This window comes from Streptomyces sp. DT2A-34 (assembly GCF_030499515.1).
Classification (GTDB): Bacteria; Actinomycetota; Actinomycetes; order Streptomycetales; family Streptomycetaceae; genus Streptomyces.
On record NZ_JASTWJ010000001.1, the window covers coordinates 2,753,118 to 2,770,933 of the forward strand.

Annotated in this window: 14 protein-coding genes; 2 read left to right on the forward strand and 12 right to left on the reverse strand. The window is 71.1% G+C overall.

What is annotated here, in order from left to right; translation table 11 throughout:
• Nucleotides 1-48: 48 nt before the first annotated feature.
• The 9 genes from QQM39_RS11920 to ureA all read right to left on the reverse strand — a co-directional run bounded on the left by QQM39_RS11920 (nucleotide 49) and on the right by ureA (nucleotide 11,577).
• Nucleotides 49-3,072, reverse strand: coding sequence for a glycoside hydrolase family 3 N-terminal domain-containing protein (locus QQM39_RS11920; RefSeq protein WP_301996663.1), 3,024 nt, complete (start codon nucleotides 3,070-3,072; stop codon nucleotides 49-51).
• A gap of 432 nt (nucleotides 3,073-3,504) precedes the next feature.
• Nucleotides 3,505-5,109, reverse strand: a complete 1,605-nt coding sequence (gene cimA, locus QQM39_RS11925) for a citramalate synthase (protein ID WP_301996664.1) — start codon at nucleotides 5,107-5,109, stop codon at nucleotides 3,505-3,507.
• A gap of 307 nt (nucleotides 5,110-5,416) precedes the next feature.
• Complete coding sequence (locus QQM39_RS11930; RefSeq protein ID WP_301996665.1) at nucleotides 5,417-6,682, reverse strand: hypothetical protein; 1,266 nt, start codon at nucleotides 6,680-6,682, stop codon at nucleotides 5,417-5,419.
• Between the two features lie 34 nt (nucleotides 6,683-6,716).
• Complete coding sequence (locus QQM39_RS11935; RefSeq protein ID WP_301996666.1) at nucleotides 6,717-6,914, reverse strand: hypothetical protein; 198 nt, start codon at nucleotides 6,912-6,914, stop codon at nucleotides 6,717-6,719.
• A gap of 115 nt (nucleotides 6,915-7,029) precedes the next feature.
• Nucleotides 7,030-7,590 carry a TetR/AcrR family transcriptional regulator gene (locus tag QQM39_RS11940; protein ID WP_302003553.1) on the reverse strand — a complete coding sequence of 187 codons (561 nt, stop codon included), beginning with the start codon at nucleotides 7,588-7,590 and terminating at the stop codon, nucleotides 7,030-7,032.
• A 53-nt stretch (nucleotides 7,591-7,643) separates the two neighbouring features.
• A complete protein-coding gene (locus QQM39_RS11945; RefSeq protein ID WP_301996667.1) occupies nucleotides 7,644-8,138 on the reverse strand; it encodes a hypothetical protein in 495 nt (164 codons plus the stop codon).
• A 9-nt stretch (nucleotides 8,139-8,147) separates the two neighbouring features.
• Nucleotides 8,148-9,200 carry an agmatine/peptidylarginine deiminase gene (locus QQM39_RS11950; protein ID WP_301996668.1) on the reverse strand — a complete coding sequence of 351 codons (1,053 nt, stop codon included), beginning with the start codon at nucleotides 9,198-9,200 and terminating at the stop codon, nucleotides 8,148-8,150.
• A gap of 20 nt (nucleotides 9,201-9,220) precedes the next feature.
• Nucleotides 9,221-10,900 (reverse strand): urease subunit alpha, encoded by a 1,680-nt coding sequence (locus tag QQM39_RS11955; RefSeq protein ID WP_301996669.1) that lies wholly within the window; start codon nucleotides 10,898-10,900, stop codon nucleotides 9,221-9,223.
• Nucleotides 10,897-11,577 carry an urease subunit gamma gene (gene ureA / locus QQM39_RS11960; protein WP_301996670.1) on the reverse strand — a complete coding sequence of 227 codons (681 nt, stop codon included), beginning with the start codon at nucleotides 11,575-11,577 and terminating at the stop codon, nucleotides 10,897-10,899. The genes QQM39_RS11955 and ureA overlap by 4 nt, the downstream gene beginning before the upstream one ends.
• Nucleotides 11,578-11,706: 129 nt before the next feature.
• Here ureA and QQM39_RS11965 point away from each other — a divergent pair, with 129 nt between their 5' ends.
• Nucleotides 11,707-13,149 (forward strand): cytosine permease, encoded by a 1,443-nt coding sequence (locus QQM39_RS11965; RefSeq protein WP_301996671.1) that lies wholly within the window; start codon nucleotides 11,707-11,709, stop codon nucleotides 13,147-13,149.
• 81 nt (nucleotides 13,150-13,230) lie between these two features.
• Here the strand turns inward: QQM39_RS11965 and QQM39_RS11970 are convergent, their stop codons facing one another.
• Together QQM39_RS11970 and QQM39_RS11975 are read right to left on the reverse strand one after the other, a co-directional pair.
• Nucleotides 13,231-14,319, reverse strand: coding sequence for a branched-chain amino acid aminotransferase (locus tag QQM39_RS11970; RefSeq protein WP_301996672.1), 1,089 nt, complete (start codon nucleotides 14,317-14,319; stop codon nucleotides 13,231-13,233).
• A 271-nt stretch (nucleotides 14,320-14,590) separates the two neighbouring features.
• Nucleotides 14,591-15,634: a 3-isopropylmalate dehydrogenase gene (locus QQM39_RS11975; RefSeq protein WP_301996673.1), complete on the reverse strand. Its 1,044-nt coding sequence runs from the start codon at nucleotides 15,632-15,634 to the stop codon at nucleotides 14,591-14,593.
• Between the two features lie 142 nt (nucleotides 15,635-15,776).
• Here QQM39_RS11975 and QQM39_RS11980 point away from each other — a divergent pair, with 142 nt between their 5' ends.
• A complete protein-coding gene (locus QQM39_RS11980) occupies nucleotides 15,777-17,366 on the forward strand; it encodes a metallophosphoesterase family protein (RefSeq protein WP_301996674.1) in 1,590 nt (529 codons plus the stop codon).
• Between the two features lie 107 nt (nucleotides 17,367-17,473).
• Here the strand turns inward: QQM39_RS11980 and QQM39_RS11985 are convergent, their stop codons facing one another.
• A complete protein-coding gene (locus QQM39_RS11985; RefSeq protein WP_107083653.1) occupies nucleotides 17,474-17,614 on the reverse strand; it encodes a hypothetical protein in 141 nt (46 codons plus the stop codon).
• Nucleotides 17,615-17,816 lie beyond the last annotated feature (202 nt).

A 17,816-nucleotide genomic window follows, 5' to 3' on the forward strand; every position in this document is an offset into this window, starting at 1 on the left:
ATCTCTCCCGGCACGGACCTGCCCACCGGAAGAGATGCCCTGTACGGCTCAGGCCGCTCTGTACGCCGCCGTCAGCCTCTCCACCGCCGCCCCGTACCGGCCCGTCAACAGCAGATGGTCGGCCTCGGCGAAGGGCCTGGCCATCGCCTCGGTGATCCCCGTGCCGGCCGCCCTGTGCTGGACGATCAGCCGGGCCTTGGTGACCAGCGCGCGGCCTGCCTCTTCGGCCCCGGCCCGCTCGGCGGCCGTGGCCGCGATGCCGAGTGCCCGCAGCGTCGCGGCGCCGCCGCCCGGCACCTTGGTCAGCGTGGTCAGGCCCCAGCCGTAGGGGAACCTCGGGTCGTACGAGGTGTCCCCGACGTTGATCGGCGGCTGCGCCTCGCTCTTCGGCCAGGTGACGGGCAGCTGCCCGGTGAAGGGCCGCTTGCCGTAGAGGACGTCGGCCACGCCGTCGCCCTCGGTGCCGGGCAGCCAGGAGGCGACCAGCGCGTCGATCCCGGCGAGGCTCTCGTCGTCGATCAACTGCGGGCGCCCGGACACGATCAGCACCGCGCACTTCATCGCGCCGCACACCTTGTCGACGGCCGCCTGGTCGGCGGGGCTCAGCCGAAGGTCGTGGCCGTTGCCGACGTCACCGACGCCCTCGGCGTACGGGGTCTCGCCGACGACGACCACACCGACGTCATGGCCACCCGTCGGGGTCGAGGCGTCCTTGGAGTACGTCAGCCGCGCGGAGTTCTTCCGCATCGCCTCCAGGATCGTCGTACCGGGCGTGATGTCCCCGGACGAGCCCTGCCAGGTGATCGTCCAGCCGCCGCTCTGGTTGCCGATGTCGTCGGCGTTGGATCCGGCGACGTAGACCTTCTGCGACTTCTTCAGGGGCAGGAGCCCGTTCGTGTTCTTCAGCAGCACCTGCGACTGCGCGGCCGCCTGTCGTGCCACGGCCCGGTGCGCTGCGGAACCGATCCGCGCGGCCCCGCCGGTGTCGGCGTACGGCTTCTCGAAGAGCCCGAGGCGGAACTTCTGCGTGAGGACGCGGGATACGGCGTCGTCGATCCGCTTCTCGCCGATCCGGCCCGCCCGCACCTCGTCGATCAGGGTCGCGTGGAAGTCCTTGTACGCGTACGGCACCATGATCATGTCGAGGCCCGCGTTGACCGACGTACGGACGTCGGAGGCGTAGTCGCCGGGGATCTGGTCGATGGCCTGCCAGTCGCTGATCACGAAGCCGTCGAAGCCCATACGGTCCTTGAGGACGCCGTTGATCACGTCGGCGCGGGCGTGCATCTTCACCGGCCCCTTGCCGTCGCCGACGAGGTCGAGGGAGGAGTACGAGGGCATGACCGTGCCGACGCCGCGGTCGACGGCCGTTGCGTAGGGCGCGAGGTGGACCGCCTCCAGCTGTTGCCGGCTGATCTTGGTGACGCCCTGGTCGATGGTGTACGTGCCGGTGGTGGAGGAGCCGTACTCGGTGCCGCCGTCGGCGACGAAGTGCTTGGCGGTGGCGAGGACCTTGTCGCCGCGGTCCAGGTCGCGTCCGTCGGGGCTGCCCTGGAGGCCCTGGATGACGGTCTCCATGGCGTCGACCAGGGCCGGGTCCTCGCCGAAGGACTCGTACGCCCGTCCCCACCGGTCGTCCCGCGTCACGCACAGGCAGGGCGCGAAGTCCCAGGGGACGCCGGTGGCCCGCGTCTCGGCGGCCGTCACCGCGCCCGCCCGGTACGCCAGCCCCGGATCCCGGGAGGCGCCGATTCCGATGTTGTGCGGCATGATCGTCGCCCCGACCAGGTTGTTGTGGCCGTGCACGGCGTCGACGCCGTAGATCAGCGGGATCTGGAAGCGGGTCGCCTGCGCCCGGAGCTGGAAGCCGTCGATCATCTTCGCCCAGGCCTCGGCGGTGTTGGGCGTCGGCGTGGAGCCGCCGCCGGACAGGAGCGAGCCTAGGGCGTACGTGGCGATGTCACCGGACGCGGTGAGCGCGCCGCGCTCGGCCTGGGTCATCTGGCCGGCCTTCTCCTGAAGGGAGAGGCGTGAGACGAGGTCGGCGACGCGCTTGCGCACCGGCAACTTACTGTCGAGATACGGCAGTCCGTGCGCGTCGACGACGATCCGCGGGGTCTCGGCCGGGGGCTTGGCGCCGGTGACGGTCAGCTTCAAGGGGATCGTCTCGGCGGGCTCGGCGGACCGGTCCTCGAGGGTGGGGACGCGGATCTCGCGGGTGGTGCCGGAGGCCGTGCCGGCCGGGAAGGTGACGGTTCCGGTGACCGGGGTGTAGTCCCTGCCGGGGTCGGCGGTGCCGCCGGTGGTCTCGTAGGTGACGGTGACGGGTTCGTCGAGGGGGGTGGAGCCGGTGGTGGCGACGGTGAGCTTCGCGGTTGCCGTGTCGCCCTCGTCGGTGGGGTGGACGGCGGAGTCCGTCAGGACCGAGGCCTTCAGGGACTGGTCGGCCTTGCCGTACAACTCCAAGCCGTCCATGGCGAATCGACCCCTGACGCCGACCGGGAGGGTGACGGCGTACCCCCAGGTCTGGGTGAGGCCGAGGATGTGGTCGATGCCGCCGACGGGCTGGTAGTCGGTGCGATAGGTGAAGTCGGTGAACGGCAGCTCGATCTGTTTCCAGCCGGTGAAGTCGTCGGTGAAGGAGGTCGTCCACAGCTCGGAGGCCTCGCCGTTGGCGCCGCCGTCCCTGAGCTCGAAGGCGATCTTCTTGCCGTTGTCCTGGCCGTCCCACCACAGGCGGATGCCCTTGTGGGCGGACCAGTCGCGGGCGGGTTCGGCGAAGGCGAAGCCGTGGGTGAAGCCGCCGTAGCCGCTGATGTCGTACGTGCCGGCGAGGACCTTCTCGCCCTCGGGCGCGTCGGCGCGGGCGGTCAGTCGCAGAGTCGGTGGGTCGTCGTTGTCGCCGCCCCAGGTGAAGACGCCCTCGGCGGGCGGGCTCGCGAAGGGCACCTCGCCCTCGAAGCGGTCGACGGGGATGGGGGTGGGGTCGTCGGCGCCGGATGCGGGGGCGGCGGTGAGCGGGAGCAGGGTGGTGAGGAGTGCGGCGGAGGCGAGCAGGGCGGTTCGTCGCATGGAACGTCCCTCGACTCTCGGAGTCAACACATGACTTGGCTCACGCCGTGAGTCAACTGGTGGTGCGGGTTGGCGTCAAGACTTCACGTCAGGACCGGGACACGGTCAACTCCTGGCCAAAACTGGGGGGTTGTTGCTTCAGCAAGTGAACGCGCGACGCGAAACCTTGGTGTGTCCGGGAAAGCCGTCTTCGACGGTCCCTGCGGGTGAGGTGGGGGTGCGGCTTGGATGCCTGCGGCGGCCTGTGCGGGGGCGCGCGTAGCGCCTGCGTGTGTGTGGGGGGTAGGGGCCCGCGCCGGCACGGGCCGCCATGCCGACGTAGCTGCGGGCAGTCGTGCCGCCGGGGCGGCAGGGGTGGGCGCAGCGGCACCCCGTAGCGCCGGGCCGCGCGACCCACCCCCGGCCCACGCCGACGGCGGGCAACCGGTACGTCTACTCGGCCGGCGTCACCCCGGCCCGCAGCAGCCCGTACGTGTACGCGTCCTCCAGGGCCTGCCAGGACGCCGCGATGACGTTCTCGGCGACGCCGACCGTGGACCACTCCCCCGCCCCGTCGGACGTGGAGATCAGGACGCGGGTCGTGGACTGGGTGCCGTGCACGCCCTCCAGGATGCGGACCTTGTAGTCGACGAGGTCCAGCTTGGCGAGCTGCGGGTAGATCTTCTCCAGGGCGACTCGGAGCGCGCGGTCGAGGGCGTTGACCGGGCCGTTGCCCTCCGCCGTGGCGACGATGCGCTCACCCTTGGCGAAGAGCTTGACCGTGGCCTCGTTGGCGTGGGTGCCGTCGGGGCGGTCCTCGACGATCGCGCGCCAGGACTCGACGCCGAAGTACTTCAGGGGCTTGCCCTCGACCTCGGCACGGAGGAGAAGCTCGAAGCTCGCGTCCGCCGCCTCGTACGTGTAGCCCTTGAGCTCGCGCTCCTTGACCCGCTCGACCACCCGGCCGACCAGCTCGCGGTCGCCGCCGAGGTCGATGCCGAGCTCCTTGCCCTTGAGCTCGACCGAGGCGCGGCCCGCCATGTCGGAGACCAGCATCCGCATGGTGTTGCCGACCTGCTCGGGGTCGATGTGCTGGTACAGGTCCGGGTCGACCTTGATCGCGGAGGCGTGCAGGCCGGCCTTGTGCGCGAAGGCGGAGACGCCGACGTACGGCTGGTGCGTGGAGGGGGTGAGGTTGACGACCTCGGCGATGGCGTGCGAGATACGGGTCATCTCGCGCAGGTGGCCGTCGGGGAGGACCTTCTTGCCGTACTTCAGCTCCAGGGCCGCGACGACCGGGAACAGGTTGGCGTTGCCGACCCGTTCGCCGTAGCCGTTGGCCGTGCACTGGACGTGGGTCGCGCCCGCGTCGACCGCGGCGAGGGTGTTGGCGACCGCGCAGCCGGTGTCGTCCTGGGCGTGGATGCCGAGGCGGGCGCCCGTGTCGGCCAGGACGGTCGACACGACTGCCTGGACCTGGGCGGGGAGCATGCCGCCGTTGGTGTCGCAGAGGATGACGACGTCGGCGCCGGCCTCCGAGGCCGTACGGACGACGGATTTCGCGTATTCGGGGTTGGCGCGGTAGCCGTCGAAGAAGTGCTCGCAGTCGACGAAGACGCGGCGGCCCTGCTCACGCAGGTAGGACACGGTGTCGCGGACCATCTCCAGGTTCTCGTCGAACGTGGTGCGCAGGGCGAGCTCGACGTGCCGGTCGTGGGACTTCGCGACCAGGGTGATCACCGGGGCGCCGGACTCCAGCAGCGCCTTGACCTGCGGGTCCTCGCTCGCCTTGGCGCCCGCGCGGCGGGTCGCGCCGAAGGCGACCAGCTGGGCGTGCTGGAAGTCGATCTCCTGCTGGGCGCGCGCGAAGAACTCGGTGTCCCGGGGGTTGGCTCCGGGCCAGCCGCCCTCGATGAAGCCCACGCCGAAGTCGTCCAGGTGCCGTGCGATGGCCAGCTTGTCGGCGACGGTGAGGTTGATGCCCTCCCGCTGGGCGCCGTCGCGCAGGGTGGTGTCGAAGACGTGGAACGAGTCGTCGAGTTCGCTGGTTACCGTCATGGTCGTAAGGCTCCTGTGTTGGATCTCGGTCTACCGGAATGACCGGTTCCACCGCCCCCACCTATGGTCCCTCACGCTCTCCGCCCGGCTGCGGATGGGCCGGGAAACAGAAAAACCCCTCGCGGGTGCGAGAGGTCTGCGCGCGGGTCGAGGACGACGGTGTCCACCCGTACCTGGTCGTACGTGGTGGTCACTGCGGACCGGCGCGCCTGCTGCCAATAATCATGGCGAACGAGAGCACGGAGGCAGTCTGGCACAAGACGCCCCCGCGCTCACCGTCCGTCTCAGGATGCGAGCACTGGGTTGATCAACGCAGGCGGCGCAGGAAGCCGTCGGTCACGCCGTTCGTGTCGCCGGGGACCAGTTGGGCGGAGCCGGAACCGAGGCCGAGGAGCTTGTCGCCGCCGCCGAACGAGGTGACGTAGACGTTGTCGTCGGTGACGGGGCCGCCGGTGGCCGACTCGCTGGCGAGGCTGGACGTGCCGGTGCGCAGATCCCGTACGTAGATGTTGTCCTGGCCCTGCGCGGCCCGGAATCCGTAGGCGACGTAGCGGCCGTTGCGGCTGATCTCGGGACCGGCGATGACCGCGGGGTCGCCCGTGCCGTCGTGGACGATGCCGCGGGTGGTGTCGGTCCGCAGGTCGCGCACATAGGTGCTGGTGTTGGACGCGGTGCCGTCCGGGAGCAGGTCCTCGCCCCGGTAGGTGAAGGCGACGTAGCGGCCGTCCGCCGAGATCGAGGGGTCCAGGCCGTAGCGCTGGGCGGGTGTGCCCCGCGGGGTGGCGTCGACCTGTTCCTCGGTGCCGGTGCGGCGGTCGTGCGCCGGCATCGCGCCGCCCCCGCCGCGCGGGCCGAACTGCTCGTAGACCACGTACCGGCCGTCCGCGCTCATGTCCAGGTGGTAGGAGCCCCGGTCCGGGTGGTCACGGTTGGTGATCCGCTCGACGATGCCGGTGCGGCGGTCGGTGACGTACACGGCCGGGTAGATGACCGTCTGGCCGCTCTCCATCTGCTTCGGCCGGGCGTTGAACGCGACGTACCGGCCGTCGTCGGAGATCGCGGCGGCGCCGTGCGCGTAGGCGGAGGCGCCGGTGGGTGTCGTGCTGACCCGCTCGGTGCGGTGGGTGACCCGGTCGTGGACGTAGACGTCCTTGGCCCAGTACTCCTTCGGCTCCGGCCAGTCGGTGAGGTTGTCGGCGGTCGAGACGAGCACGACATACCGGCCGTTGGCGCTGATGGCCACGGGCTCGGTGCCGCCGTCGACCTGGGTGCCGTCGGACGTGACGCTGATCCGCTCCACCCGGCCCGTGCGCAGATCGCGTACGAAGCCGTCCTCCACGCCGTTCGTGTCGCCGGGCACGAGGTTCGGCGCGTAGGAGGAGAACGCGGCGTAGCGGCCGTTCGCGCTCAGGTAGGGGCCCGCGGAGTAGTCGGTGCCCTGTTCTCCCGTACCGGACACGGTGATTCGCTCGGTGGACGGGACTCGGGGCGCGGCGCTCGCCGACGTTCCCGTGAGGGCCACCGTGGCGGCGACGAGGGCGGTGGCGAGCGCGGTGCGTGTGCTGACGTACAAGATCTGTTCCCCCTGGTGTGGTGCTGGTGGTCGGTCAGTGGATGTGGTCGATGAACACGTCCGACGCCCCGTTGCTGTCGGACGGCAGGACATGGCGTCCGCCGGCGTCGGCGGCGGCCGTCGGCAGGGCGGTCAGGGCAGGGCGGTCAGGCAGGGCGGCGGTCAGGGCCGCGCCCGAGGAGACCCCGCGCGGGGCGAACGGCACTCTGCGGACACGCGCGCCTGTGGACATGGTTCCCCCCGAAACCTTGTCGTTCCCTCGCCCCCGCGCCGAGGGCCCACAGGGATGCAAGCGCATCACGCGGCACGGGTCAATGCGCTCGTTTACGTACAACCCGGACGGCCGGTCATGCGTCCGCGAGCCCCGACCGCCCCAGTGACTCGTCGAGGAACTCCCGTACGTGCGACAGGACCTGGCCACGATCGGTCCCCCGCAGCCCGATCGCCACATGGATGGAGAACCCGTCGAGCAGCGCCCGCAGCCGGGCGGCGAAGCGGTCCGGGTCGACCGCCCGGAACTCACCCCGCGACACGCCCTCCGCCAGCAGCGCGACCAGATCGCGGTGCCAGGCGCCCTCGATCGCGGCCTGGCGGTCGCGGGCGTCGTCGTCGGCGTTCTGCGAGCGGTTCCAGACCTCCAGCCACAGCGTCCAGTGCGGATCGCGGTGAGCGTCGGGGACATACAGGTCGACGTACGCGTCGAGCCGCTCCCGGGCCGTCGCGGACGCCCGTGTCAGCAGCCGGCCCCGCTCGGCGCCCAGCCGGCCCTCGCTCCACTCCAGGGTCTGGAGCAGCAGTTCGTCCTTGGAGTGGAAGTAGTAGAGGAGATGGCCGCTGCTCATCCCGACCTCACGGCCGAGCGCCGCCATGGTGAGCTTCTCCAGACCGCGCTCGGCGATCATCTCCATGGCGGCGACGAGGACGTCCTCGCGGGGCGGGGCGGGGGTACGGCGGCGGGTGGTCACGCGGCGGCCTCCACACGGACGGCGTCCGGGACGAACCGGGTCTCGCGGGGGATGCAGCAGTCGGCGGCCACGATGGCGACCTCGGCCCCGCAGGCGCACACGTGGTTGACCCCTCGGGTGCCGCTCGGGCCGCAGCATCCGACGAGGCGGGCGCCGTCGGTGTGGGGTGCGAGGCCGACGGCATCGAGCGGGTGCACGACGTAGGTGCCGCGTGGCCCCGCGGAGAGCAGCAGTCCCCGCGCGTCGGACATCCACACGCCGCCCGGGGAGACCCCGGCGTACTCGCCCGCGGGCCCGTCGTACGGTACGTACGGCGCCCCGAAGGGGTGCGGATCGACGGCGTACGTACCGCGCGGGACGCTCGGCGGGCCGGGCCGCGGGTCGTCCAGGTCCGGCAGCCCGTCCCCGCCGGGATACGGGGGCATCTCGTCGAGCCGCCGGACCGGCTCGGTCAGCCGGGTTCCGCAGGTGGCGCAGAGCAGTACGTTCACCCGTACGTTCTACCGGACCACGGCCTTCGGCTGCTGCTGGGTGACGCAGTGGATACCGCCCCCGCCCGCGAAGATCGTCCGGGCGTCGACGAGCGTCACCGTCCGCTCCGGGAACAGCCGGCGGAAGATTCCGGCCGCGAGTTCGTCGCGCGGGTCGTCGAAGCCGCACAGGACCACGCCGCCGTTGCAGAGGTAGTGGTTGATGTAGGAGTAGTCGGCCCAGTGGCCGTCGGCCTCCAGGACGGTGGGCGCCGGGACCTCGACGACCTCCAGGCTGCGGCCCCGCGCGTCCGTCTGCGTCTTCAGCAGCCCGACGACCTCCTTCGTCACCTCGTGGTCGGGATGCGCCGGGTCCGGCTGCACATGGGCGACGACCACACCGGGGCGGGCGAAGGCGGCCACGATGTCGACATGGCCGAGGGTGCCGAAGCCGTACGGCGGGTAGTCGCCGGTCAGGCCGCGCGGCAGCCAGATCGCCTTGCGGGTGCCGAGCATCGCGTGGATCTCGGCTTCGACCTGCTCCCGGGTCCAGTCGGGGTTCCGCTCCGGGCCGAGCTGGACCGTTTCCGTGAGCAGGACGGTGCCCTCGCCGTCCACATGGATCGCACCGCCTTCGTTCACGAGCTTCGAGGCGTACGTCCTTGTCGACCCGGCGAGGTCGGAGACATACGCGGCGATCTTCGCGTCGTGTTCCCAGCGGGCCCAGTCCTGCGCGCCCCAGCCGTTGAACGTCCAGTCCACGGCGGCGAGTTCCCCCTTTCCGTTGGTCAGGAAGGTCGGCCCGATGTCGCGCATCCACGCGTCGTCCAGCTCCCGCTCGACGGTGTCGATGTCCGGGCCCAGGAGAGCGGCGGCCTCCCTCGCCTGCCCCGGCCCGCACACCACCGTCACCGGCTCGAAGCGGCGGACCGCACGGGCGACCGAGGCCCAGGCGAGGTGTGCGTCGGCGAGGCCCTCGGGAGCGTCGAAGGTCGGGTTCGGGCCCGGCCACGCCATCCAGGTGCGCTCGTGCGAAGTCCACTCTGCGGGCATGCGGAAGCCGTCGGCGGCGGGGGTGGTCATAGCGGGTCCTTGTCTGAACGTCACAGGAAGTACAGGCGGTTGAGGGAGACGGATTCGGCCGGCTCGGAGCGCAGCGGCTCCCCGTCGAGGGTGACCAGACCGGTGCGCTGGTCGACGTCGACGGCTCCGGTACGGGAGTTGAGGCGCAGGTCGGCCGGTCCGATGCCGCGCGTGCCGCGCACGGCGACCCTGCGGCGCCGGGTGGGCATGCTGTCGCCTCCCTGGTCGACGGCGGCCTGGGCGACGAAGGCGACGGAGATGTCGGCGGGGGTGGCGCCGTACGCCCCGAACTGCGGCCCGAGGACGAGGGGTTCGCAGGTGTCGGTGGCGGCGTTGGGGTCGCCGACCACGCCGTACGCCGGGAAGCCGGACTTCAGCACCAGCTGCGGCTTGGCGCCGAAGTACTCCGGCCGCCACAGCACGATGTCGGCGAGCTTGCCGACCTCGATGGAGCCGACCTCGTGCGCGAGGCCGTGGGCGATGGCCGGGTTGATGGTCAGCTTGGCCATGTAGCGCAGGACGCGCTCGTTGTCGTGGCCGTCGTCCGGGGCGCCGAACTCGGCCTTCATCTTCCCTGCCATGGCGAAGGTGCGGCGGACCGTCTCGCCGGCCCGGCCCATGCCCTGCGCGTCCGACGAGGTGATGCCGATCGCGCCCAGGTCGTGCAGCACGTCCTCGGCGCCCATCGTCCCGGCGCGGATGCGGTCGCGGGCCATGGCGGCGTCGCCGGGCAGGTCGGTCTTCAGGTCATGTACCGAGACGATCATGCCGTAGTGCTCGGCGACCGCGTCCCGCCCGAAGGGCAGGGTGGGGTTGGTGGAGGAGCCGATGACGTTGGGGACGCCGGCCATCTTCAGCACGTTCGGGACGTGTCCGCCGCCGCAGCCCTCGATGTGGAAGGCGTGGATGGTCCGGCCCTCCAGCACCTTCAACGTGTCCTCGACCGACAGGCACTCGTTCAACCCGTCGCTGTGCAGGGCGACTTGGACGTCGTGCTCCTCGGCGACACGCAGCGCCGTGTCCAGCGCCCGGGTGTGGGCGCCCATGTCCTCGTGCACCTTGAAGCCGGACGCCCCGCCCTCGGCCAGCGCCTCGATCAGCGGGGCGGAGTCGGACGACGAACCCCGGCCCAGAAACCCGATGTTGACCGGCCAGGCGTCGAAGGCGTTGAACGCGTGCCGCAGCGCCCACGGCGAGTTGACCCCGACGCCCCACACCGGCCCGAACTCCTGCCCGATGATCGTGGTCACCCCGGAGGCGAGCGAGGCCTCCATGACGCGCGGCGACAGCAGGTGCACATGGGTGTCGACGGCCCCGGCGGTGGCGATGAGCCCCTCGCCGGACACGATCGACGTCCCGGTCCCGACCACGACGTCGACCCCGTCGAGGGTGTCGGGATTCCCGGCCCGCCCGATCGAGCAGATCCGCCCCTGTCTGATCCCGATGGAGACCTTCCGGATCCCCAGCGCCGCGTCGATCACCACCACGTTGCTGATGACGACGTCACAGGTGTCCCGGACGGCGGCGGCCTTGAGGTGCAGCCCGTCGCGGGCGGTCTTGCCGAACCCGGCGAGGAACTCGTCGCCGTAGCGCTGCGAGTCGGCCTCGACCCTGATCGCCAGCCCGGAGTCGCCGAGGCGGATGCGGTCGCCGGCGCGGGGGCCGTGGGTGGCGGCGTACGCGTAAGGATCGATGCTCATCGGTCTGCTCCCAGATATCCGCAGGCGGCGGCCCTGCGCAGGGCCTCTTCCTTCGCCCCCGGCGCGTCCAGCGCCCCGTCGACAAGACCGGCGAACCCGATGGCGATCCGGTCACCCCCGATCGGCACGAGCCCGACCTCGACGCTCTCCCCGGGCCCGAAGCGCGCCGAGGACCCGGCGGGCACGGCGAGCCGCATGCCGTAGGCCGTCGCGCGGTCGAAGTCGAGCCTCGGATTGGCCTCGAAGAAGTGGAAGTGGGAGGTCACGGAGACGGGCACGGTGGCTGTGTTGGTGACCGTCAGCCGTACGGCCGCCTCGGGCTCGGCGTGCCCGGGCCCCGGCAGCAGCGCGCCGGGAGCCCCCGGACCGAGCCCGCTCCCGATGGGGTCGGAGACGACCGCGAGCCGCGAGCCGTCGTCGAAGACGGCCTCGACATGCACCTCGGTGACGACGTCCGCGACACCCGGCAGCACGTCGTCCGGCCCGAGCACGGACCGGGCACGCTCGATCGCCTCGGCGAGCCGGGCCCCGTCGCGGGCGGCCTCGCACACGGTGTCCGCGACGAGCGCGGTCGCCTCCGGCACGTTCAGCCTCAGCCCGCGGGCCTTGCGTGCCCGGGCCAGTTCGGCGGCCCCGAAGAGCAACAGCCGGTCACGTTCCGTGGGGGTCAGTCTCACAACGCGGCACCTCCTTGCCTGACTCGACTTTAGAGCATCACTCTAATCATTGATTTCCCCGTCCGGAAAGGTTGACAGCAAACCTCGGGCACCTCACATTGAACGTCACTCAAACCGAGGGAGATCAGCATGCCGATGGAACAGCGCGGAGTCGACACCATCCCCGACGAGGAACGCACGAGCGGCCCACGGGACCTCGTCTCGATCCTGCTGGGCTCGAACCTCTGCCTGGGGGTGATCGTGTTCGGCTGGCTGCCGCCGTCGTTCGGCCTGGACTGGTGGGCGTCGGTCACCTCGATCGTGGTCGGCACCCTCGTCGGCACGGCCCTCACCGCACCGCTGGCCCTGATCTCCCTGCGCACGGCGACGAACCTGTCCACCTCCCCCGGCGCCCAGTTCGGAGTGCGCGGCCGCCTGGTCGGCTCCGTGGTCGGGCTCCTGCTCGCCCTCGGCTACACCGCCCTGACCGTGTGGATCGGCGGCGATGTGATGGTGGGCGTCCTGGGCCGGCTCGTCGGGCTGCCGGCGAGCGGGGTGTCGTACGGCGTGGTGTACGGGCTGCTGGCCGCGGCGACCGTCGCGGGCGCGGTGTACGGCTACCGGGTGCTGCTCGCCATGTCCCGCGTCCTCGCGATCGGCATGACGGCCCTGCTGGCCCTCGGCGCGATCGCCTACGCCCCGCACTTCACGACCGACGCGCTGCCGGAGGCGGGCGGCTATCTGCTGGGCGGCTTCTGGCCGACATGGCTGCTGGCGACGGTGGCGGCGGGGCTGTCCGGCCCGATCGCCTTCATCACGCTCCTCGGCGACTACACCCGCTACATCTCCCCGGCCCGCCACTCCTCACGCCGGGTCCTGCACGCGACGTGGCTCGGCCTGATCCTGGGCCTGCTGCTCCCGCAGCTGTTCGGCACCTTCACGGCGTACGCGGCGCGAGCGGCCCTCGACTACGCGGGTCCCCTGGTCGACGCCTCCCCCACCTGGTACCTGATCCCGCTGCTCCTGGCCGCCACCGCCGGCTCGGTCGGCAACGCGGGCCTGATGCTCTACTCCATGGGCCTCGACCTGGACGCCATCCTGCCGCGCGCCTCCCGCGCCCAGGCCACCTACGCGGTCGCGGTCGTCGCCACGGCCTGCGTCTTCATCGGCCACTACGCCTCGACGGCACAGGACGCGATGACGTCGTTCGTCCTGCTGCTGACCGCGATCGGCACCCCGTGGGCGGTCATCACCCTGATCGGCTTCGCGCGGTGCCGTGGCGTGTACGACGCGGAGGCCCTCCAGGTCTTCAACCGCCGGGCGCGGGGCGGGATCTACTGGTACCGGGCCGGCTGGAACATCCAGGCGACGGTGGCGTGGGCGCTGGGCGCGGTGGTCGGTCTGCTCGCGGTCGCGCTGCCGTCGTACGAGGGGCCGCTGCTGAGCCTGACGGGCGGGGTGGACTGCAGCTTCCTGCTGTCGGGGCTGGTGGGGGGCTTGGCGTACGCGCTGTCGGCCCCGGGCTCCGTGAAGGCGGAAGCCGAGGCCGACAACTCGGTGCCGGTCGGCGACACCAGCCCGTCCGGCGTTTGAGGACAAGGCCCGTTCAGGGCCGAAGCGGGGGTCTGGGGGCGGCAGCCCCCAGCGACCCCGGCCTCGACGCCGAGCGACGGGTCAGCCCAGCTTGTGCATCCACCCGTGCTGGTCCGCGGCAGTGCCCCGCTGGATGTCGAGGAGCGCCTCGCGCAGCTTCAGCGTGACCTCGCCGGGCTCGCCGCCGCTCTGCTGCCACTGCGCACCCGTGCGCTTCACGGTGCCGACCGGCGTGATGACCGCCGCCGTACCGCAGGCGAAGACCTCGGTGAGGGTGCCGTTCTCGGAGTCGCGCTGCCACTGGTCGACGGAGACGCGGCCCTCCTCGGCCTCGTAGCCGAGGTCACGGGCGACCGTGAGAAGGGAGTCACGGGTGACTCCCTCCAGGATGGAGCCGGTGAGGGACGGGGTGATGATCTTGTCGCCGTACACGAAGTACAGGTTCATGCCGCCGAGTTCCTCGACCCACTTGCGCTCGACCGCGTCGAGGTAGCAGACCTGGGCGCAGCCCTCGGCGGCGGCCTCGGCCTGGGCCAGCAGGGAGGCGGCGTAGTTGCCGCCCGTCTTCGCGTCGCCCATGCCGCCCGGCACGGCGCGGACGTGGTCCTCGGAGACCCAGATGGACACCGGCTTGACGCCGCCCGGGAAGTAGGCGCCGGCCGGGGATGCGATGACGATGAAGAGGTACTCGCTCGCGGGCTTCACACCCAGCCCGACCTCGGTCGCGAACATGAACGGGCGCAGGTAGAGGGACTCCTCGCCACCGTGCGCCGGGACCCAGGCCTGGTCCTGGCCCACCAGCACGTCGCACGCCTCGATGAAGGTCTCCACCGGCAGCTCCGGCATGCCGAGCCGGCGGGCGGAGGCCTGGAAGCGCTTGGCGTTCTTCTCCGGACGGAAGCTGGCGACGGACCCGTCGGGCTGGCGGTACGCCTTGAGGCCCTCGAAGATCTCCTGCGCGTAGTGCAGGACCATCGTGGCCGGGTCGAGGGAGATCGGCGCGTACGGCACGAGCTGGCCGTCGTGCCAGCCGCGGCCCTCGGTCCACTTGATCGTCACCATGTGGTCGGTGAAGTGGCGGCCGAAGCCGGGGTTGGCCAGTATCGCCTCGCGGTCCGCGGTGGCGAGGGGGCCGGCGGACGGCTTGAGCTCGATCGTGGGCGTCGTCATGAGTAGATGTCCTTCACCGGTTGGTTGTGGCGGGCCGCGCTCACGCCAGTACTGCCAGTGGCCAGTGCTAGGACGTCCGAGCATTCCGTCGATCCGCGGCTCCGCGTTCGATTATCGCAAGCGGGAGCCGTGGAAGAAATCGGCCTGATCGGCTTGATCGGCGTGAATCGCAATCCGGGGATGATGGTGACACCCGGCGGCGGACATGGGGAAGCCGCCGGGTGCGGAGTGACCCGGCGGCTTCGAAGGTATTCGAGTGGCGCGACGGGCGTCAGCCGGCTACTCGTACGGCCAGCGCGTCGCCGATCTCCGACGTGGAGCGGGCGGGCTTGCCGGTGCGCTCCGCGAGGTCGGCGGAGACGGCCTCGTCGATGCGGGCGGCCTCGGCGTCGTAGCCGAGGTGGCGCAGGAGCAGGGCGACGGACAGCACCGTGGCGGTGGGGTCGGCCTTGCCCTGGCCGGCGATGTCCGGGGCCGAGCCGTGGACGGGCTCGAACATGGACGGGAACTCGCCGCTCGGGTTGATGTTCCCGCTCGCGGCGACGCCGATGCCGCCGGAGACGGCCGCGGCGAGGTCGGTGATGATGTCGCCGAAGAGGTTGTCGGTGACGATCACGTCGAAGCGCTCGGGCTGCGTGACCAGGTAGATGGTCGCCGCGTCCACGTGCATGTACTCGGTGGTGACGTCGGGGAACTCCTCGGCCACCTGGTTGAAGATGTTCGTCCACAGGTGGCCCGCGAAGGCCAGCACGTTGTTCTTGTGGATCAGCGCCAGCTTCTTGCGGGGGCGGGCCTGGGCGCGGGCGAAGGCGTCGCGGACCACGCGCTCGACACCGAAGGCCGTGTTGACGGAGACCTCGGTGGCGACCTCGTGCGGGGTGCCCTTGCGGATGGTGCCGCCGTTGCCCGTGTACGGGCCCTCGGTGCCCTCACGGACGACGATGAAGTCGATCTCCGGCTGACCGGCGAGCGGGGTGGCGACACCCGGGAGGAGCTTCGACGGACGCAGGTTGACGTGGTGGTCGAAGAGGAAGCGGAGCTTGAGCAGGAAACCGCGCTCCAGGACGCCGGACGGGACCGAGGGGTCGCCGATCGCGCCGAGCAGGATGGCGTCGTGCTTCTTGAGCGCCTCGACATCGGCGTCGGTGAGGGTCTCACCGGTGGCGTGGTAGCGCCGGGCGCCGAAGTCGTACTCCTTGGTCTCCAGCTTCACATCCTGCGGAAGGACGGCGGAGAGGACCTTCAGGCCTTCGGCCACGACCTCCTGGCCGATGCCGTCACCGGGAATCACTGCGAGATTGAGGCTGCGAGACATGTCGGCACCCTACTCCTCGTCCCATGGGATGACACGGCATGTCCGCCATACGGACAGTGTCGAGCGGCCGGGCGTCAGCCCTTCGACTGGCGTTCACCCGTATGTGGGGCAGGTGTTGGCGTTCGCTGGGAACTTCACCGCCATGGACCTTCCCGACTTCGGCATCCCACCTCAGCTCGCGCGCCGGATGAGCATGGCCGAACAGCACGAGTACCTGCGCACCAAACTGGTGCGGCGCCGCACGGTGGTGACGGCCTCGGCGGTGGCGGGCGGAACGCTGGCGGGCGGACTGCTGACGGGATGTTCGACATCGGGGACGACCACCGCCTCGAAACCCCCCGCCTCCGCCCCCGCCTCCGCCACCACGAAGGTGCCCGGCTCCGTCGTCGCCCCCTTCGGCCGCCACCTCGCCTTCGGCGCCGACCCCAAGACGCAGATGCGGATCTCCTGGCAGGTGCCGGCCGCGGTGCGCAGGCCGTACGTCCGCATCGGTCTGCGCCCGGACGACCTGGACCGGAGGATCGAGGCGGAGCTGCGCGACCTGAAGACCCCGGAGATGGCGGGGGTGAGCGCGGCGGTCGAGCAGTACTACCTGCACGCGGCCCTGGACGGCCTGCGGCCGGGCACGACGTACTACTACGGCGTCGGGCACGACGGCTTCGACCCGGCGTCCCCCGCGCGCAGGCCCACGATCGCCTCCTTCCGCACGGCGCCCGCGTCCCCGCCCGAGCGGTTCGTGTTCACCGCGTTCGGCGACCAGGGCGTCGGCATGCACGCCGCCGACAACGACCGCGCCCTGCTGCGCCAGAACCCCGCCTTCCATCTGCACGCCGGGGACATCTGCTACGCGAACCCGACCGGCAAGGGCAAGGACTCGGACGCGTTCCAGGCGGGCATGTGGGACGTGTTCCTCAAGCAGACGGAGTCGGTGGCGAAGTCGGTGCCGTGGATGGTGACGACCGGCAACCACGACATGGAGGCCTGGTACTCGCCGGACGGCTACGGCGGCCAACTCGCCCGATTCTCCCTCCCGGACAGCGGCTTCGACCCGCGTACGGCGCCGGGGGTGTACTCGTTCACGTACGGCAATGTCGGCGTGGTCGCCCTGGACGCGAACGACGTGTCGTACGAGATCCCCGCCAACTTCGGCTACACGGAGGGGCGGCAGACGAAGTGGCTGGACCGCAAGCTCGGCGAGTTGCGGGCCGACCGCTCGGTCGACTTCATCGTCGTCTACTTCCACCACTGCGCCTACTCCACCTCGACACACGCCTCCGACGGGGGCATTCGCGCCGAGTGGGTGCCGCTCTTCGCCAAGCACCAGGTCGACCTGGTGATCAACGGGCACAACCACGTGTACGAGCGGACCGACGCGATCCTGAACGGCGAGGTCGGCGCGCCGGTACCGATCGGCGCGACGACGGACCCGACGCGGGACGGGATCGTGTACGTCACGGCGGGCGGCGGCGGCAAGGACCTGTACGGCTTCCCGAAGGGCGTCGAGGAGAGCTACGAGGGCCATGTCACCGAGCGGGAGTCGGTCGACTCCTTCAGGTGGACCAGGTCACGGGACGCCAGGACGGAGAGCGTGCGGTGGTCGCGGGTGCGCTACCGGGGCTTCTCCTTCCTCGCGGTGGAGGCGGAGAGCGGCGCCAAGCCTCGCCTGAAGGTGTCGGCGCTGACGCCGAGCGGCGAGCGCGTCGACCATTTCGAGGTGCGGCGAGGCGGCTGAGCGGACCCGAGGTGCGGCGCGGGGTGCGATACCGCGCCGCACCTCATGCGGGTGCGGCTCCCGGCTTGTGTGCGTCTGCGCGTCCGCGCTGGTGCGCTGGTGCGGCGTCAGGCCGCCTGATGGCCGGTGGCTCCGCCGTTGTCCCTGCGGTCGAGGGCGCGCTGGAGGGCAGCCGCGGCGTTCTTGCGGTCGGACTCGCTCGTACGGGAGAGGTGACGGACTCGACGGCGGGCGGTCGTCTCGGCCATGGGAAATCGACTCCTTCGAGAATCCGGGAGTGCAGACAGGGGTTACGAGACGCCGGGTGGGGCGGGGAGCGGTGCCGCAGGGGTTGCCTGCACGGGGCCCGGCTCACGACCGCCATTCGCTTGATCGAGCGAGACGTTCGGCTTCTACAAAACTAAGGGAGGACAGCGCGCCTGTCTCCACAATTACTCGGACTTCCTACTA

What these genes read in the sequence shown, in the direction of transcription:
- QQM39_RS11970 (WP_301996672.1), bottom strand. Translation starts at nt 14,319, where the DNA reads ATGACGACGCCCACGATCGAGCTCAAGCCGTCCGCCGGCCCCCTCGCC.
- QQM39_RS11975 (WP_301996673.1), bottom strand. Translation starts at nt 15,634, where the DNA reads ATGTCTCGCAGCCTCAATCTCGCAGTGATTCCCGGTGACGGCATCGGC.
- QQM39_RS11985 (WP_107083653.1), bottom strand. Translation starts at nt 17,614, where the DNA reads ATGGCCGAGACGACCGCCCGCCGTCGAGTCCGTCACCTCTCCCGTACG.
- QQM39_RS11920 (WP_301996663.1), bottom strand. Translation starts at nt 3,072, where the DNA reads ATGCGACGAACCGCCCTGCTCGCCTCCGCCGCACTCCTCACCACCCTG.
- QQM39_RS11935 (WP_301996666.1), bottom strand. Translation starts at nt 6,914, where the DNA reads ATGTCCACAGGCGCGCGTGTCCGCAGAGTGCCGTTCGCCCCGCGCGGG.
- QQM39_RS11940 (WP_302003553.1), bottom strand. Translation starts at nt 7,590, where the DNA reads ATGGAGATGATCGCCGAGCGCGGTCTGGAGAAGCTCACCATGGCGGCG.
- QQM39_RS11980 (WP_301996674.1), top strand. Translation starts at nt 15,777, where the DNA reads ATGGACCTTCCCGACTTCGGCATCCCACCTCAGCTCGCGCGCCGGATG.
- QQM39_RS11950 (WP_301996668.1), bottom strand. Translation starts at nt 9,200, where the DNA reads ATGACCACCCCCGCCGCCGACGGCTTCCGCATGCCCGCAGAGTGGACT.
- QQM39_RS11965 (WP_301996671.1), top strand. Translation starts at nt 11,707, where the DNA reads ATGCCGATGGAACAGCGCGGAGTCGACACCATCCCCGACGAGGAACGC.
- cimA (WP_301996664.1), bottom strand. Translation starts at nt 5,109, where the DNA reads ATGACGGTAACCAGCGAACTCGACGACTCGTTCCACGTCTTCGACACC.
- QQM39_RS11955 (WP_301996669.1), bottom strand. Translation starts at nt 10,900, where the DNA reads ATGAGCATCGATCCTTACGCGTACGCCGCCACCCACGGCCCCCGCGCC.